We start from the raw sequence: 12,575 nt of genomic DNA on the forward strand, positions 1-12,575 counted from the left end.
CTGCTAAGAAGTCTGAAAACTACAAAAGCCTGCGGGTCACATTCTCCGCAGGCCTCGTACTGCAAGGGAAACCAAACTGCAACTTGCGTCGAGCCTAGCACGCAGAGTGCGGCCGAGACCAGAGGGAAAGATCACGTCACCCGGACGTTTGAGACCCGCCTGAAGGCTGACGCGGACCCGGCGGCTAGTCTCGCGATGTGGACGTCTATCGCAGCCGGCCCCGTGTCGGCCACATTCAGTTCCTGAACTGCCTTCCCCTCTACTGGGGGCTGGCCAGAACCGGCACGCTGCTGGACCTGGAGCTGACGAAGGACACCCCGGAGAAACTCAGCGAACGCCTCGTCCAGGGGGAGCTCGACATGGGTCCGATCACCCTCGTGGAGTTCCTGCGCAACGCCGACCAGCTCGTCGCGTTCCCCGATCTCGCGGTCGGCTGCGACGGCCCGGTGATGTCCTGCGTGATCGTTTCGCAGGTGCCGCTGGAGCAGCTGGACGGCGCCCGGGTCGCCCTCGGCTCGACCTCCCGCACGTCCGTACGCCTCGCCCAGCTGCTGCTTTCCGAGCGGTACGGGGTCGAGCCGGACTACTACACCTGTCCGCCCGACTTGGGCCTGATGATGCAGGAGGCGGACGCGGCCGTGCTGATCGGGGACGCCGCGCTGCGCGCCTCGCTGCACGACGCGCCGCGGCTCGGCCTCGACGTCCACGACTTGGGTCTGATGTGGAAGGAGTGGACCGGGCTGCCGTTCGTCTTCGCCGTCTGGGCCGCCCGCAAGGACTACCTCGCCCGCGAGCCGGTCGTCGTACGGAGGGTCCACGAGGCCTTCCTCGACTCCCGTGACCTCTCCTTGGAAGAAGTCGCCAAGGTGGCGGAGCAGGCGGCCCGCTGGGAGGCCTTCGACGCCGATCTGCTCCAGCGGTACTTCACGACGCTCGACTTCCGCTTCGGACCCGAACAGTTGGCCGGTGTAAGGGAATTCGCCCGACGAACGGGACCGACGACCGGCTATCCCGGGGATGTCGCCGTCGAGCTGCTGAACGGGGACGGCGCCCGCGTCTGATCACTTCCCGTGATCGGTAAACCGGGCGGTAGCCAGGGTTCCGGTCCCGGGGGATATGGCGTTTCCCGAGAATTACCCCTCTTTTCGCTTTCCGGACCAGCGGGCAGGAATGTGGAGAGCCCCATTCGGCGGAGCGCGACCCGGCGCGCTCCGGCACGCCGGAACGGCCACCGCGGATCCGCCCCGGCGGGCGGGCGACGGCTCTAAGGTGCTCTTGGCGATCAGCCACCGAACGGGGGAGGGGGACGTGATGCAGCCGCTCGAGGCGGGCGAACCGCGGACCATCGGCGCGTACCGGCTGCTCGGCCGGCTCGGCTCGGGCGGCATGGGACGGGTCTACCTGGGTCGCAGCGCGGGCGGCCGGACCGTCGCCGTCAAGATCGTGCACCCGCACTTCGCCTCCGACGAGGAGTTCCGCGCCCGGTTCCGCCGCGAGGTCGAGGCCGCGCGGCGCGTCGGCGGCGAGTGGACCGCACCCGTACTGGACGCCGACCCGGAGGCGACCGTGCCGTGGGTGGCGACCGGGTACGTGGCGGGGCCCTCGCTGGGCGGCGCCGTGGCCGCGCACGGGCCCCTTCCGGAAGCCTCCGTACGGGCCGTCGGGGAAGGCCTGGCCCGCGCCCTGGTGGCCGTCCACGGGCTGGGCCTCGTCCACCGGGACGTGAAACCGTCGAACGTCATGCTGACCCTCGACGGCCCCCGGCTCATCGATTTCGGCATCGCGCGGGCCACCGACGGGACCGCCTCGCTCACCTCCACCGGCGTCTCCATCGGCTCCCCCGGCTACATGTCCCCCGAACAGATCCTCGGCAAGGGGATCAGCGGCGCCTCGGACGTCTTCTCGCTCGGCGCGGTGCTGGCCTTCGCGGCGACCGGACAGCCGCCGTTCACCGGGGACAACTCGGCGACCCTCCTCTACAAGGTGGTCCACGAACCGCCGGAACTCGACGCGGTCCCGGCCGGCGGGCTGCGCGCCCTGATCGGGGCCTGCCTCGCCAAGTCGGCCGCCGACCGCCCCGCCCCGGAGGCGCTCGCGCAGGAGCTCGCCGGTTCCCTGCACGGCTCGGGCTGGCTCCCCGCGCCCCTGGTGGAGGAGGCCAGCCGCGCGGCGGTCGCCCTGCTGGACCTGGAGGCCGATCCCTCCGGTGGTGGTGCGGATGCCCCCGGGGGCACGGGCTTCGGGGCACCCGACCCGTCGTACGGGCGGTCCCCGTACGACGTCCCGTCCGCGGCCGGTTCCTCCGGCGGGCCCGTCAGGGCCGTCACGGAGAGCGCTTCGGGGCCCGTGCCCTTCGCCACCGCCGGTGGCGCGGGCGCCTCCGGCGGTGGGGGCTTCGGCGCGGCCGACCCCTCGTACGGACGGCTCCCGTTCGACACGCCGTCCGCGGCCGGCACCGGCGGTGCCGGGTTCGAGAGGCCCGGGGCCGACGTCTTCGCCGCGGGCCGCGGGCAGAACCCGTACGGGCCCTACGGGCCGCCGCCGGGCGTCGGCCGCGGCGGTCCCACCGAGACCGCGGGCGGCGGCGTGCCGCAGCCGCGGACGGCGCCCGACGCGGCCCGCCAGGTCACCCTCAGCGCCGCCGGACGGCGCTTCAGCTGCTCGCTGGTCGTCGCGGCGGCGGCCGTGCTGGCCGTACTGTCCGGGGGCGGCCTGTACGGGCTCGGGCTGCTGCCGGGCACGGGAGGCGGCCGCGACCAGCACGCGTCGGGCGACTCCGCCGCCACACCCCCGAAGGCCTCGGGCGCGGCCTCGGCTGCCGGCACCCCCGCCCCCTCGGCGGCGCCGAGCGGCACCCGGACCGACGTGCCCGCGGAGCTCACCGGCACCTGGAAGGGCACGGTCACCACCGCCCGCGCGGGCCTCGCCAGCGAATTCCAGATCACCATAACGACGGGCAAGGTCGGTGACGTCGTCGGCCGGGACAAGTCGATCCTGCCCGTCCTCGGCACCGACTGCAGCGGTGACTGGAGGCTGGCCTCCGCCACCGACCGCTCCCTCGTCCTGGACACCGCGGGCGGCCCCAACCCGGCCCCCGGCATCTGCTCCAACGGCTCCGCGGACGAGCGCTTCACCCTCAACGCCAACGGGACACTCCACTACAAGTCGGGCGACGCCCCGGCCGGAAACCCCGAAGGCGACCTCACCCGTATCCCCTGAAATCCGCGGCCGGGCCCTGGCGTAGGCTGGATCGGTCCGTACCTCTTGACACACCGCCGAAAGGTGACGCACCGGTGACCGACCAGGCCGCTCTCCAGTCTGTCCTCGACCGCGCCGCCGCAGGGGGCCGGATCACCAGGGAAGAGGCGCTCGACCTCTACCGGCACGCCCCGCTGCACGCGCTCGGCCAGGCCGCCGACGCGGTGCGCCGCCGCCGCTACGCCGGCACCGAGCACATCGCGACGTACATCATCGAGCGCAACATCAACTACACCAACGTGTGCGTCACGGCGTGCAAGTTCTGCGCCTTCTACGCGGCCCCCAAGGACACCAAGAAGGGCTGGTCCCGCGGCCTCGACGACATCCTGCGCCGCTGCGCGGAGACCGTCGAGCTCGGCGGCACGCAGATCATGTTCCAGGGCGGACACCACCCGGACTACGGCGTGGAGTACTACGAGGAGCACTTCTCCGCCATCAAGAAGGCGTTCCCGCAGCTGGTCATCCACTCCCTCGGCGCGTCCGAGGTCGACCACATGGCCCGCATCTCCGGCGTCTCCGCGGAGGAGGCCATCCAGCGGATCCACGCCGCCGGCCTCGACTCCTTCGCGGGTGCCGGCGCCGAACTCCTCCCGGAGCGGCCGCGCAAGGCGATCGCCCCGCTCAAGGAGTCCGGCGAGCGGTGGCTGGAGATCATGGAGATCGCCCACAAGCTGGGCGTGGAGTCCACCTCCACCATGCTGATGGGCACCGGCGAGACCAACGCCGAGCGCATCGAGCACATCGCGATGATCCGCGACACCCAGGACCGCACGGGCGGCTTCCGCGCCTTCATCCCGTACACGTACCAGCCGGAGAACAACCACCTCAAGGGCCGGACCCAGGCGACGGTCTTCGAGTACCTGCGGATGATCGCGATCGCACGGCTCTTCCTCGACAACATCGCCCACATCCAGGGCTCCTGGCTCACCGTCGGCAAGGAGGCGGGCCAGCTCTCGCTGCACTACGGGGCGGACGACCTCGGCTCGATCATGCTGGAGGAGAACGTGGTCTCCTCGGCCGGTGCCAAGCACCGCTCGAACCGGCAGGAGATCATCGACCTGATCCGCAAGGCGGGCCGCGTCCCCGCGCAGCGCGCGACGACGTACGAACACCTCGCCGTGCACGAGGACCCGGCGAACGACCCCGTCGACGACCGCGTGGTCTCGCACATCTCCTCCACCGCGATCGAGGGCGGCACGGCGCACCCCGAGCTGAAGCTCATCTCGACGAACTGAGGCCGTGTGCTGACGCTTCACACCGCCGACCTCCTCCTCGCCGGACCAGGGGCCGCGCCGCTGCCCGGCGGGGCGGTCCTCGTCGAGGGTGACCGGATCAGCCGCGTGGGCCCGTACGAGGAGCTCGGCGCGGCCTGGCCGCACGCACGGGTCCGGCGCTGGCCCGGGGTGCTGACGCCGGGGCTGCTCGTGCACGGGGCGGACGCGCTGCTGGAGCGCACGTACTACCCGGACGACCCGTACGAGACCGCCGAACTCGGCGCTGAGCCCCTGAGCGGGGCCGAGGCGCTGGCAGGGCTGGCGATGACCGAGTCCCGCTGGGGCAACAGCGCCCGCCGGGCCACGCAGAGGCTGCTGGCCCGCGGGGTGGTGGCGGTGACCGGGAGGCTCACGGTCCCCGCGGTCCGCACCGCGGTGATCCGCTCCGGCCTGACGCTCCTCCCGCCGACGGCGGCGATGCCCCCGGCCCCGCCCTCCCTGGACCCGTTCGCCGGCCGGGACACGGCCGAGCAGGCCTTCTTCGGCACCCTGGAACCGAACGCCCCGGCCCGCTTCGCGGTGTTCGCGGCCCCGGACGCGCAAGCCCTCCTCGAACAGGGCGCCACCACATGCGTGGCCACGGTCATCGCGGGCCGCCTCCTCCACCGCCGCCGCTAGCGGCGCCCGGCGCGCCGCGCCGTGACGTGGATCACCGGGAAAGGGTGACACGGTGGTGTCGCCGAAGGCTGCGACCGTCGGCACATGACGATCACAGATCAGGACTGCCTCGCCGAGACCCTGGCGTTCAACGAACAGTTCGAGACCGCCGCCGCGAACCGCCCGGCCCGCGGACAGCACCTCGACGCCTCCCTGCTGGCCGGACTGCGCCGCAACCGGCTCGGCGGCGACACACCACCCGTGAGACTGCCGCACGGCCGGGACCGCGTCATCGCGGGCGGCGTGCGGCTGCGGACCTTCGCGGCGGACCGCGTCGACGGCGTGTACCTGCACGTGCACGGCGGCGGCTGGGCGTTCGGGTCCGCCGACGGCCAGGACGAGAGGCTGTGGCGGCTCGCCGTCGAGGCACGGCTGGCCGTCGTGAGCGTGGACTACCGCCTCGCGCCGGAACACCCCTTCCCCGCCGGACCCGACGACTGCGAAGCGGCCGCCCGCTGGCTGATCGACCACGCCGAAGCCGAGTTCGGCACCCGGCGGCTGCTGATCGGCGGCGAATCGGCCGGCGCCCACCTGAGCGTCCTGACCCTGCTGCGCCTGCGCGACCGGCACGGCATCACCGGCGCGTTCCGGGCCGCCAACCTGCTCTTCGGCCCGTACGACCTGTCGATGACACCGAGCCAGCGGTCGTTCGGCTCCCGGCGGCTGCTGAGCAACACCGACTCCCTCCGGGGCAGCTACGAGCTGTTCACACCCGGGACGGGCCCGGAGCAGCGCCGCGACCCCGGTCTCTCGCCGCTGTTCGCCGACCTGACCGGCCTGCCGCCCGCCCGGATCGTCGTCGGTACCGAGGACCCGCTGCTGGACGACTCGCTGTTCCTGGCCTCGCGCTGGCAGGCGGCGGGCGCGCCCGTACGGCTCGGCGTCGTCGCCGGTGCGATGCACGGCTTCACGCTGTTCCCGCTGACCGTCACCGAGCGGGAACAGGAGCGCCAGCAGGAGTTCCTGGCCGCCGCGTGCCGGTAGCGTCGGCCCCGTGAACCGCACGACTCGGCTCTATGCACTGGTGGAAGAGCTGCGCGCGAACGCGCCGCGACCGGTCACGGTCGCCGCGCTCGCCGCACGCTTCGAGGTCAGCACGCGCACGGCGCAGCGCGACCTCCAGGCGCTGATGGAGTCCGGCGTCCCGGTGCGCACCACCCCCGGGCGCGGCGGCGGCTGGACGATCGACCCGGCGATGACCCTGCCCCCCGTCCACTTCACGGCCGAGGAGGCCGCCGCGCTGACCGCCGCGCTCGCCGCGGCCGGCGCCGGCGCCCCCTACGCCGGTGCCGCCCGCACGGCCCACCAGAAGCTCACGGCGTCGATGACGGGTCCCGCCTCCGCGGCGGCCCGGACCCTGGCGGCCCGGATCGTCGCCCTCCCGGCGCCGGCCCCCTCCGCGGTCCGCGCGGCGGTGGAGCGGGCCGTCGCGGGCAACCTGGTGCTGGGCCTGCGGTACGTCGACGCGGCAGGACGCGCATCCGAACGCGTGGTGGAGCCGGCCGGGCTGCTCACCGCCGGCGGCCACTGGTACCTCATCGCCTGGTGCCGCGCCCGGCGGTCCGGCCGGGGCTTCCGGCTGGACCGGATCGCGGCGGCGGCCCCCACCGGCGAGCAGGCGCACCCCCGCGAGCTGACGGAACTGCTGCGCGGCTCGGTCGCCGCGGCCGCGGTGCAGCCCCTCGCGCCGGCTTCCCCGCCGGCCAGGGACACGCCCTGAGGGCTGTCCCGGGACGACACTCCTAGGCGCTCCGGCGGGCGTCGAGGGCGTGCGCGGTCTTCGGGCCGGGGACGCGCTCGCGGGCCAGGGCGGCCAGGAGGCAGGCCTGGAGGCGGCTGATGCCGCCCAGCTTCGCTCTTATGTTGTGGACGTGGAACTTGACCGTGCTGACGGACAGTTGCAGCTCCCCGGCGAGTTCCGCGTTCGAGGCGCCGGTCGCCAGGCACAGGAACACCGTCGACTCCTGTTCGGTGAGCTGGACCTCCCGCCGCACCTCCTCCCCCGTGCGGGGCGGGAACCAGGCGGGGACGCTGAAGCTGACGACACGCATGGATTCCACTCCTCGCCCCCGGCCGGTGCGATGGTCGACGCATCGGCTCTGCCTGTGCCCTAAGGGACGGGTGGTCCTGACAGGTAGGTTCCATTTCCGTCGAACGGCCAGGCGTTGGCCACGCAGCCGAGCAGTCCCTTGATCTGCTGCATCATCGCGGGAGCGGGCTTTCCGGGGCCCGGACAGGTCTCGTGGTCGCGGCCTATCTCGTGGCCCACCTCGTGGTTGACGATCAGCGCCCGGTACTCCTCCACGGCCCCCTTGAACTGCGGTGATCCCTCCAGCCAGCGCTTGAGGTTCACCACCACCGTGTGGCCGGCCCGGCAGTTCGTCTCGCCGATGAGCTCGGGGGTGACCACCTCGCACAGCCGGTCGGTGGTCCTGGGTGTGGCGATCTTCACCGTGAAGTCCACCGGCTGGCCGGCGCCGACGAGCTGGAACCCGTACGCCGGGTCGTTGATCCAGCCGCGCGGGTCCCCGAGGATCTTCTCCACCGACTGGGCGGCGGTGTTCGCGTCGACCCCGCTGCCGTCCTCGACCTCGATCCGCCACCTGCGGGCGGGCCCCCTGCCCTGCGGCTGCCCCGACCGGGAGGACGCCGAGAACACCCCCGGCCCGGACTGCGGTACCGCGGAACCGGACCCGCCGCCCGGCCTGGTCTCCGGGGGCTGCGGCTTCTGCGCCGCCTCGGAGGGCTTGCCGGCCTCGGGGGACCCGGAGGAACCCGACGGTGAGGGCGCGGCGACGGGATCCTGCACGGGCGGCGGGGCGGCCGGCGCAGCCACGCTGTCGGAGACGGTCTCGGCGTCGTCCAGCGGCACGACCGCGTACGCGGTCGCCGCGAGGGCGACCAGCGCGGCCGAGCCGAGGAGCGTGCGGTGCAGCCGCTTGCGCCGCTCGGCCCGGCGCCGGGCGCGGGGGCCGAGGCCGGCACCGCTGCTCGCACCGCTGCTCGCAGCGCTGCTCGCACCGCGACTGGAGCCGCGGCCGGAGCTTCGGCCGGTGGAACGGTCTCGACCGGTGGGATGGCCTGCCGGCATACATGGAGCCCTTTGTTCGGGAATATCGTGTTTCGGCGGCCCTTGTCGGACCGTTTCGGCCAGTCAACGCGGACGCGCGTGCCCCGCGTAACTGTCCATCGGGCCAGTTGTCCCGCCGTACCGCGGCCGCTCCGCCGGGTGAGCGGGCCGGGCGGCCCGGTCCGTGGGGCCCGGACCGGAGGGCGGACCGGGCCTGAGAGGATGGTTTCCGTTGACCGCCGATCCGCATCGCACACCGAGGGGCGAACGCCAGTGACAAGGGCTTCCCTGGACAAGCAGCCGCACGAAGTCGCCTCCATGTTCGACGGTGTGGCGGCGAACTACGACCTCACCAACGACGTCCTCTCCCTCGGGCAGTCCCGCCTGTGGCGCAAGGAGGTCGCCAAGGCGGTCGGTGCGCGCCCCGGGCACAAGGTGCTGGACCTCGCCGCCGGAACCGCGACCTCCTCGCTGCCGTTCGCCGCGACCGGCGCGTACGTCGTCCCCTGCGACTTCTCCCTGGGCATGCTCCGCGAGGGCAAGAAGCGCCACGGCTGGCTGCCGCTGACCGCGGGTGACGCGACCAGGCTGCCGTTCAGGGACGACGTCTTCGACACGGTGACGATCTCCTTCGGCCTGCGCAACGTCCAGGACACCGACGCCGCGCTGCGCGAGCTGCACCGGGTGACCAAGCCCGGCGGGCAGGTCGTCATCTGCGAGTTCTCGCAGCCCACCTGGGCGCCGTTCCGGACGGTGTACACGGAGTACCTGATGCGCGCCCTGCCGCCGGTGGCCCGCGCCGTGTCCTCCAACCCCGACGCGTACGTGTACCTCGCCGAGTCGATCCGCGAGTGGCCCGACCAGCCGGCGCTGGCCGCGCTGCTGCAGAAGGCCGGCTGGTCCAAGGTCGCCTGGCGCAACCTGAGCGGCGGCATCGTCACGCTGCACCGCGGCTTCAAGGCGTAAGGACCGGTGGAGTACCAGGAGCTCCTGGAGCGGATCGCTGCGGACGTCGCCCCCCTGGTGGGCAGCGGCACGCCCGCCGAGTACATCCCGGCGCTGGCGTCCGTGGACGCCGGGCAGTTCGGGATGGCCCTCGCCGATCTCGAAGGCAACGTGTACGGGGTGGGGGACTGGCGGGTCCCGTTCTCCGCGCAGTCCATCACCAAGGTGTTCGCCCTGGCCCTGGCGTTGGCCGAGGGCGGCGACAGCCTGTGGGAGAGGGTGGGGCGGGAGCCGTCCGGCAACCCGTTCAACTCCCTGGTGCAGCTGGAGTACGAGAACGGCATTCCACGCAATCCGTTCATCAACGCGGGGGCGCTCGTCGTCACCGACCGGCTGCAGACGCTGACGGGCGACGCGAGCAGCGAGCTCCTGGAGTTCCTGCGGCAGGAGAGTGGCAACCCGGACCTCGGGTTCGACGCGGAGGTCGCCGCGTCCGAGAGCGAGCACGGCGACCGCAACGCCGCGCTCGCGCACTTCATGGCCTCGTACGGGAACATCGACAACCCCGTGCCGGCGCTGCTCGACCACTACTTCTGGCAGTGCTCGATCGAGATGAGCTGCGCCGACCTGGCGCGCGCCGCGCGGTTCCTGGCCCGGCACGGGCTGCGGGCGGACGGCTCGCGGCTCCTCACCCGCAGCGAGGCGAAGCAGGTCAACGCGGTGATGCTGACCTGCGGGACGTACGACGCGGCCGGGGAGTTCGCCTACCGGGTGGGCCTGCCGGGCAAGAGCGGCGTGGGCGGCGGGATCGTGGCGGTCGTCCCGGGCCGCTGCACGCTGGCCGCGTGGAGCCCGGGCCTGGACCCCCACGGCAACTCGGTGGCCGCGGCCGCCGCCCTGGACCGCTTCACCACCCTGACGGGGCTTTCCGTCTTCTAGGGGCGGCCCGGGCGCCGTGCGGGCCCCGTGCTGGCCCGGCGCGGGGCGGGGGGCCGGGCGGCCGGCCCCGCCCGGGTCACCCGGCCTGGAGGGTGAGTTCGTAGCGGCGGCCGTAGGAGTGGCCGTTCGGGAGGAGGAAGCGGTCGGCCAGGGTCATGCCCAGGCGTTCCGCGACCGCGATCGAGCGCAGGTTCTCGTCGTTGATCATCGCCACCACGCGCGGCACCCCCGCCGCACGCACCCGCTCCAGCGTGGCCAGCGCCGCGGCGTACGCGTACCCCCGGCCCCACGCGGAGCGGGCCAGGCGCCAGCCGATCTCTGTCTCACCGACCGGGCCCCACGCCTTCTCCTGCGGCCACGGCTGCGCACCGGTGAAGCCGATCACCGCGCCCTGCTCGTCCAGCAGCGTCCACAGGCAGTAGCCGAGCTGTGCGTCGTGCATCCGCTGCCGCGCGGTGAACTCCTCGTACAGGGACAGCTCGGCGGGACCGCCGAGGAACTCCATCACGTCGGGGTCGTCGAAGACCCCGTGCCAGGCCCGCGCATCCTCGTGGGTGGGCACGCGCAGCTCTACGGCAGGGAGCGAGGTGGTCATCGGGCAGCCCTTCGGGTTCGTGATCTCTCTCGCTGCATAGACTGCACATGTCCTGTGCCGTTGGGCACCCTTTATCGAGCCTTCGGGAGACCCCGCAGTGACCGAGCCCCTCTCCGAACACTCCGCGGATGTGATCGTCGTCGGGGCCGGACCCGCCGGCTCGACCACCGCCTACTACCTCGCCAAGGCGGGACTGGACGTCCTGCTGCTGGAGAAGACGGCGTTCCCGCGCGAGAAGGTCTGCGGTGACGGTCTGACCCCGCGTGCGACCAAGCAGCTCGTGGCGATGGGCATCGACATCTCCGAAGAGGCCGGGTGGCTCCGCAACAAGGGCCTGCGGATCATCGGCGGCGGCCAGCGGCTCCAGCTGGACTGGCCGGAACTCGCCTCCTTCCCGGACTACGGACTCGTCCGCAAGCGCGACGACTTCGACGAGACCCTGGCCCGCCAGGCCCAGAAGGCCGGCGCCCGCCTGTACGAGCGCTGCAACGTCGGCGAGCCCGTCCGGGACCCGCGCACGGGCCACATCACGGGCGTGCAGGCCAAGCTCGGCGAGGAGAAGACCCCGGTCACCTTCCACGCGCCGCTCGTCGTCGCCGCCGACGGCAACTCCTCCCGCCTCTCGCTGGCGATGGGCCTGCACCGGCGCGAGGACCGGCCGATGGGCGTGGCCGTGCGGACGTACTTCACGTCCCCGCGCCACGACGACGACTACCTGGAGTCCTGGCTGGAACTGTGGGACCGGCGCGGCCCCCAGGACCGGCTGCTGCCCGGCTACGGCTGGATCTTCGGCATGGGCGACGGCACGTCCAACGTAGGCCTCGGCATCCTCAACTCCTCCTCCGCCTTCCGGGAGCTGGACTGGCGCGAGGTCCTCAAGGCCTGGTGCGCGTCCATGCCGGAGGACTGGGGGTACACCCCCGAGAACATGACGCAGCCCATCCGCGGCGCGGCCCTGCCGATGGCGTTCAACCGGCAGCCGCACTACACCAAGGGCCTGCTGCTGGTCGGTGACGCGGGCGGCCTCGTCAACCCGTTCAACGGGGAGGGCATCGCCTATGCGATGGAGTCCGGCCAGATCGCGGCCGACGTCATCGTGCAGGCCCACGCCCGGGCCACCCCGGCGCAGCGCGAGCTGGCCCTGCACAGCTACCCGAAGGTGCTCAAGGAGACCTACGGCGGCTACTACTCGCTGGGCCGCGCGTTCGTGAAGCTGATCGGCAACCCGAAGGTGATGAAGGTCGCCACCCAGCGCGGCCTGACGCACCCGGTGCTGATGCGCTTCACGCTGAAGATGCTGGCCAACCTGACCGACCCGGCGGGCGGCGACGCGATGGACCGCATCATCAACGGCCTCTCCAAGGTGGCCCCGAAGGCCTGACGGCCGACGTCAGGGAGCGGGTCGAGTCGGCTTTTTGCCGGTTCGGCCCGTTTCGGCGCTTGCGGGGCCTGCGTACGACGCGGACTCCTCGGCGCCGTGGACGGCGCGGACGCAGCGGGCCAGCAGGACAGTGCCGCACAGCAGCAGGCCGACCGCAACGGCCCAGCCGAGCCCCAGAATGACGGGATGTCCGGGTTTGTGCCACGGCCGGGCGGTGTTCAACAGCCAGCCGCCGACGGCGAGCAGGAACAGCCCGATGGCGGCGGGTGCGGCGGTGGGGTCGACACCGGGGCCGGCGGTCGGACCGCCGGAGCCGTGCTCCTCGTACGCGTCGGCCATCACGGTCCTCCACCTCCCGGACTGCATCGGACACCGTGTCCCGCCATCTTCTCAGGGACCCGGCGGGAGCGGTACGCCGAGCCCGTTCCAGCGCGAAGGGCCGGCACTCCGGCCCCT

13 protein-coding genes are annotated in these 12,575 nt (G+C 72.8%); 9 read left to right on the plus strand and 4 right to left on the minus strand.

Translation table 11 applies throughout. From position 1 onward, the window contains the following. Positions 1-197 precede the first annotated feature (197 nt). The 6 genes from ACIPK4_RS15890 to ACIPK4_RS15915 all read left to right on the plus strand — a co-directional run bounded on the left by ACIPK4_RS15890 (position 198) and on the right by ACIPK4_RS15915 (position 6,909). The gene (locus ACIPK4_RS15890; RefSeq protein ID WP_054223327.1) at positions 198-1,061 is read left to right on the plus strand and encodes a menaquinone biosynthetic enzyme MqnA/MqnD family protein; all 864 of its coding nucleotides are present in this window, start codon (positions 198-200) and stop codon (positions 1,059-1,061) included. A gap of 250 nt (positions 1,062-1,311) precedes the next feature. Then, a complete protein-coding gene (locus ACIPK4_RS15895; RefSeq protein WP_402313645.1) occupies positions 1,312-3,219 on the plus strand; it encodes a serine/threonine-protein kinase in 1,908 nt (635 codons plus the stop codon). 74 nt (positions 3,220-3,293) lie between these two features. Further along, on the plus strand, positions 3,294-4,493 hold the full coding sequence (mqnC, locus tag ACIPK4_RS15900; protein WP_376195128.1) for a cyclic dehypoxanthinyl futalosine synthase: 1,200 nt from the start codon (positions 3,294-3,296) through the stop codon (positions 4,491-4,493). Positions 4,494-4,499: 6 nt separating this feature from the next. Continuing rightward, the gene (locus tag ACIPK4_RS15905; protein WP_402313139.1) at positions 4,500-5,150 is read left to right on the plus strand and encodes an imidazolonepropionase-like domain-containing protein; all 651 of its coding nucleotides are present in this window, start codon (positions 4,500-4,502) and stop codon (positions 5,148-5,150) included. An 84-nt stretch (positions 5,151-5,234) separates the two neighbouring features. Then, positions 5,235-6,173 carry an alpha/beta hydrolase gene (locus ACIPK4_RS15910; RefSeq protein ID WP_402313141.1) on the plus strand — a complete coding sequence of 313 codons (939 nt, stop codon included), beginning with the start codon at positions 5,235-5,237 and terminating at the stop codon, positions 6,171-6,173. Positions 6,174-6,183: 10 nt separating this feature from the next. Then, positions 6,184-6,909, plus strand: coding sequence for a helix-turn-helix transcriptional regulator (locus ACIPK4_RS15915; RefSeq protein WP_402313143.1), 726 nt, complete (start codon positions 6,184-6,186; stop codon positions 6,907-6,909). 22 nt (positions 6,910-6,931) lie between these two features. Here the strand turns inward: ACIPK4_RS15915 and ACIPK4_RS15920 are convergent, their stop codons facing one another. Together ACIPK4_RS15920 and ACIPK4_RS15925 are read right to left on the minus strand one after the other, a co-directional pair. Next, entirely contained in the window at positions 6,932-7,240 is a 309-nt protein-coding gene (locus ACIPK4_RS15920) for a response regulator transcription factor (protein WP_402313145.1), read from the minus strand. A gap of 59 nt (positions 7,241-7,299) precedes the next feature. Continuing rightward, entirely contained in the window at positions 7,300-8,280 is a 981-nt protein-coding gene (locus ACIPK4_RS15925; RefSeq protein WP_402313146.1) for a DUF3152 domain-containing protein, read from the minus strand. Between the two features lie 252 nt (positions 8,281-8,532). Between ACIPK4_RS15925 and ACIPK4_RS15930 the strand changes: the two genes are divergently transcribed. Continuing rightward, complete coding sequence (locus tag ACIPK4_RS15930) at positions 8,533-9,225, plus strand: demethylmenaquinone methyltransferase (RefSeq protein ID WP_402313148.1); 693 nt, start codon at positions 8,533-8,535, stop codon at positions 9,223-9,225. Between the two features lie 6 nt (positions 9,226-9,231). Further along, positions 9,232-10,143: a glutaminase gene (locus ACIPK4_RS15935; RefSeq protein WP_054223335.1), complete on the plus strand. Its 912-nt coding sequence runs from the start codon at positions 9,232-9,234 to the stop codon at positions 10,141-10,143. 76 nt (positions 10,144-10,219) lie between these two features. On the opposite strand, the gene ACIPK4_RS15940 is transcribed toward ACIPK4_RS15935, so the two are convergent. Then, entirely contained in the window at positions 10,220-10,738 is a 519-nt protein-coding gene (locus ACIPK4_RS15940; protein WP_054223336.1) for a GNAT family N-acetyltransferase, read from the minus strand. A gap of 97 nt (positions 10,739-10,835) precedes the next feature. Here ACIPK4_RS15940 and ACIPK4_RS15945 point away from each other — a divergent pair, with 97 nt between their 5' ends. Then, positions 10,836-12,119, plus strand: coding sequence for a geranylgeranyl reductase family protein (locus ACIPK4_RS15945; RefSeq protein ID WP_054223337.1), 1,284 nt, complete (start codon positions 10,836-10,838; stop codon positions 12,117-12,119). A 9-nt stretch (positions 12,120-12,128) separates the two neighbouring features. Here the strand turns inward: ACIPK4_RS15945 and ACIPK4_RS15950 are convergent, their stop codons facing one another. Beyond that, a complete protein-coding gene (locus tag ACIPK4_RS15950) occupies positions 12,129-12,458 on the minus strand; it encodes a hypothetical protein (protein WP_402313150.1) in 330 nt (109 codons plus the stop codon). Positions 12,459-12,575: the final 117 nt, after the last annotated feature.

The organism is Streptomyces sp. NPDC086989 (assembly GCF_044745505.1).
Taxonomy (GTDB): domain Bacteria; phylum Actinomycetota; class Actinomycetes; order Streptomycetales; family Streptomycetaceae; genus Streptomyces.

Coding starts and splice junctions, on each gene's coding strand:
- ACIPK4_RS15940 (WP_054223336.1), bottom strand. CDS start 10,738: ATGACCACCTCGCTCCCTGCCGTAGAGCTGCGCGTGCCCACCCACGAG.
- ACIPK4_RS15910 (WP_402313141.1), top strand. CDS start 5,235: ATGACGATCACAGATCAGGACTGCCTCGCCGAGACCCTGGCGTTCAAC.
- ACIPK4_RS15920 (WP_402313145.1), bottom strand. CDS start 7,240: ATGCGTGTCGTCAGCTTCAGCGTCCCCGCCTGGTTCCCGCCCCGCACG.
- ACIPK4_RS15925 (WP_402313146.1), bottom strand. CDS start 8,280: ATGCCGGCAGGCCATCCCACCGGTCGAGACCGTTCCACCGGCCGAAGC.
- ACIPK4_RS15895 (WP_402313645.1), top strand. CDS start 1,312: ATGCAGCCGCTCGAGGCGGGCGAACCGCGGACCATCGGCGCGTACCGG.
- ACIPK4_RS15950 (WP_402313150.1), bottom strand. CDS start 12,458: ATGGCCGACGCGTACGAGGAGCACGGCTCCGGCGGTCCGACCGCCGGC.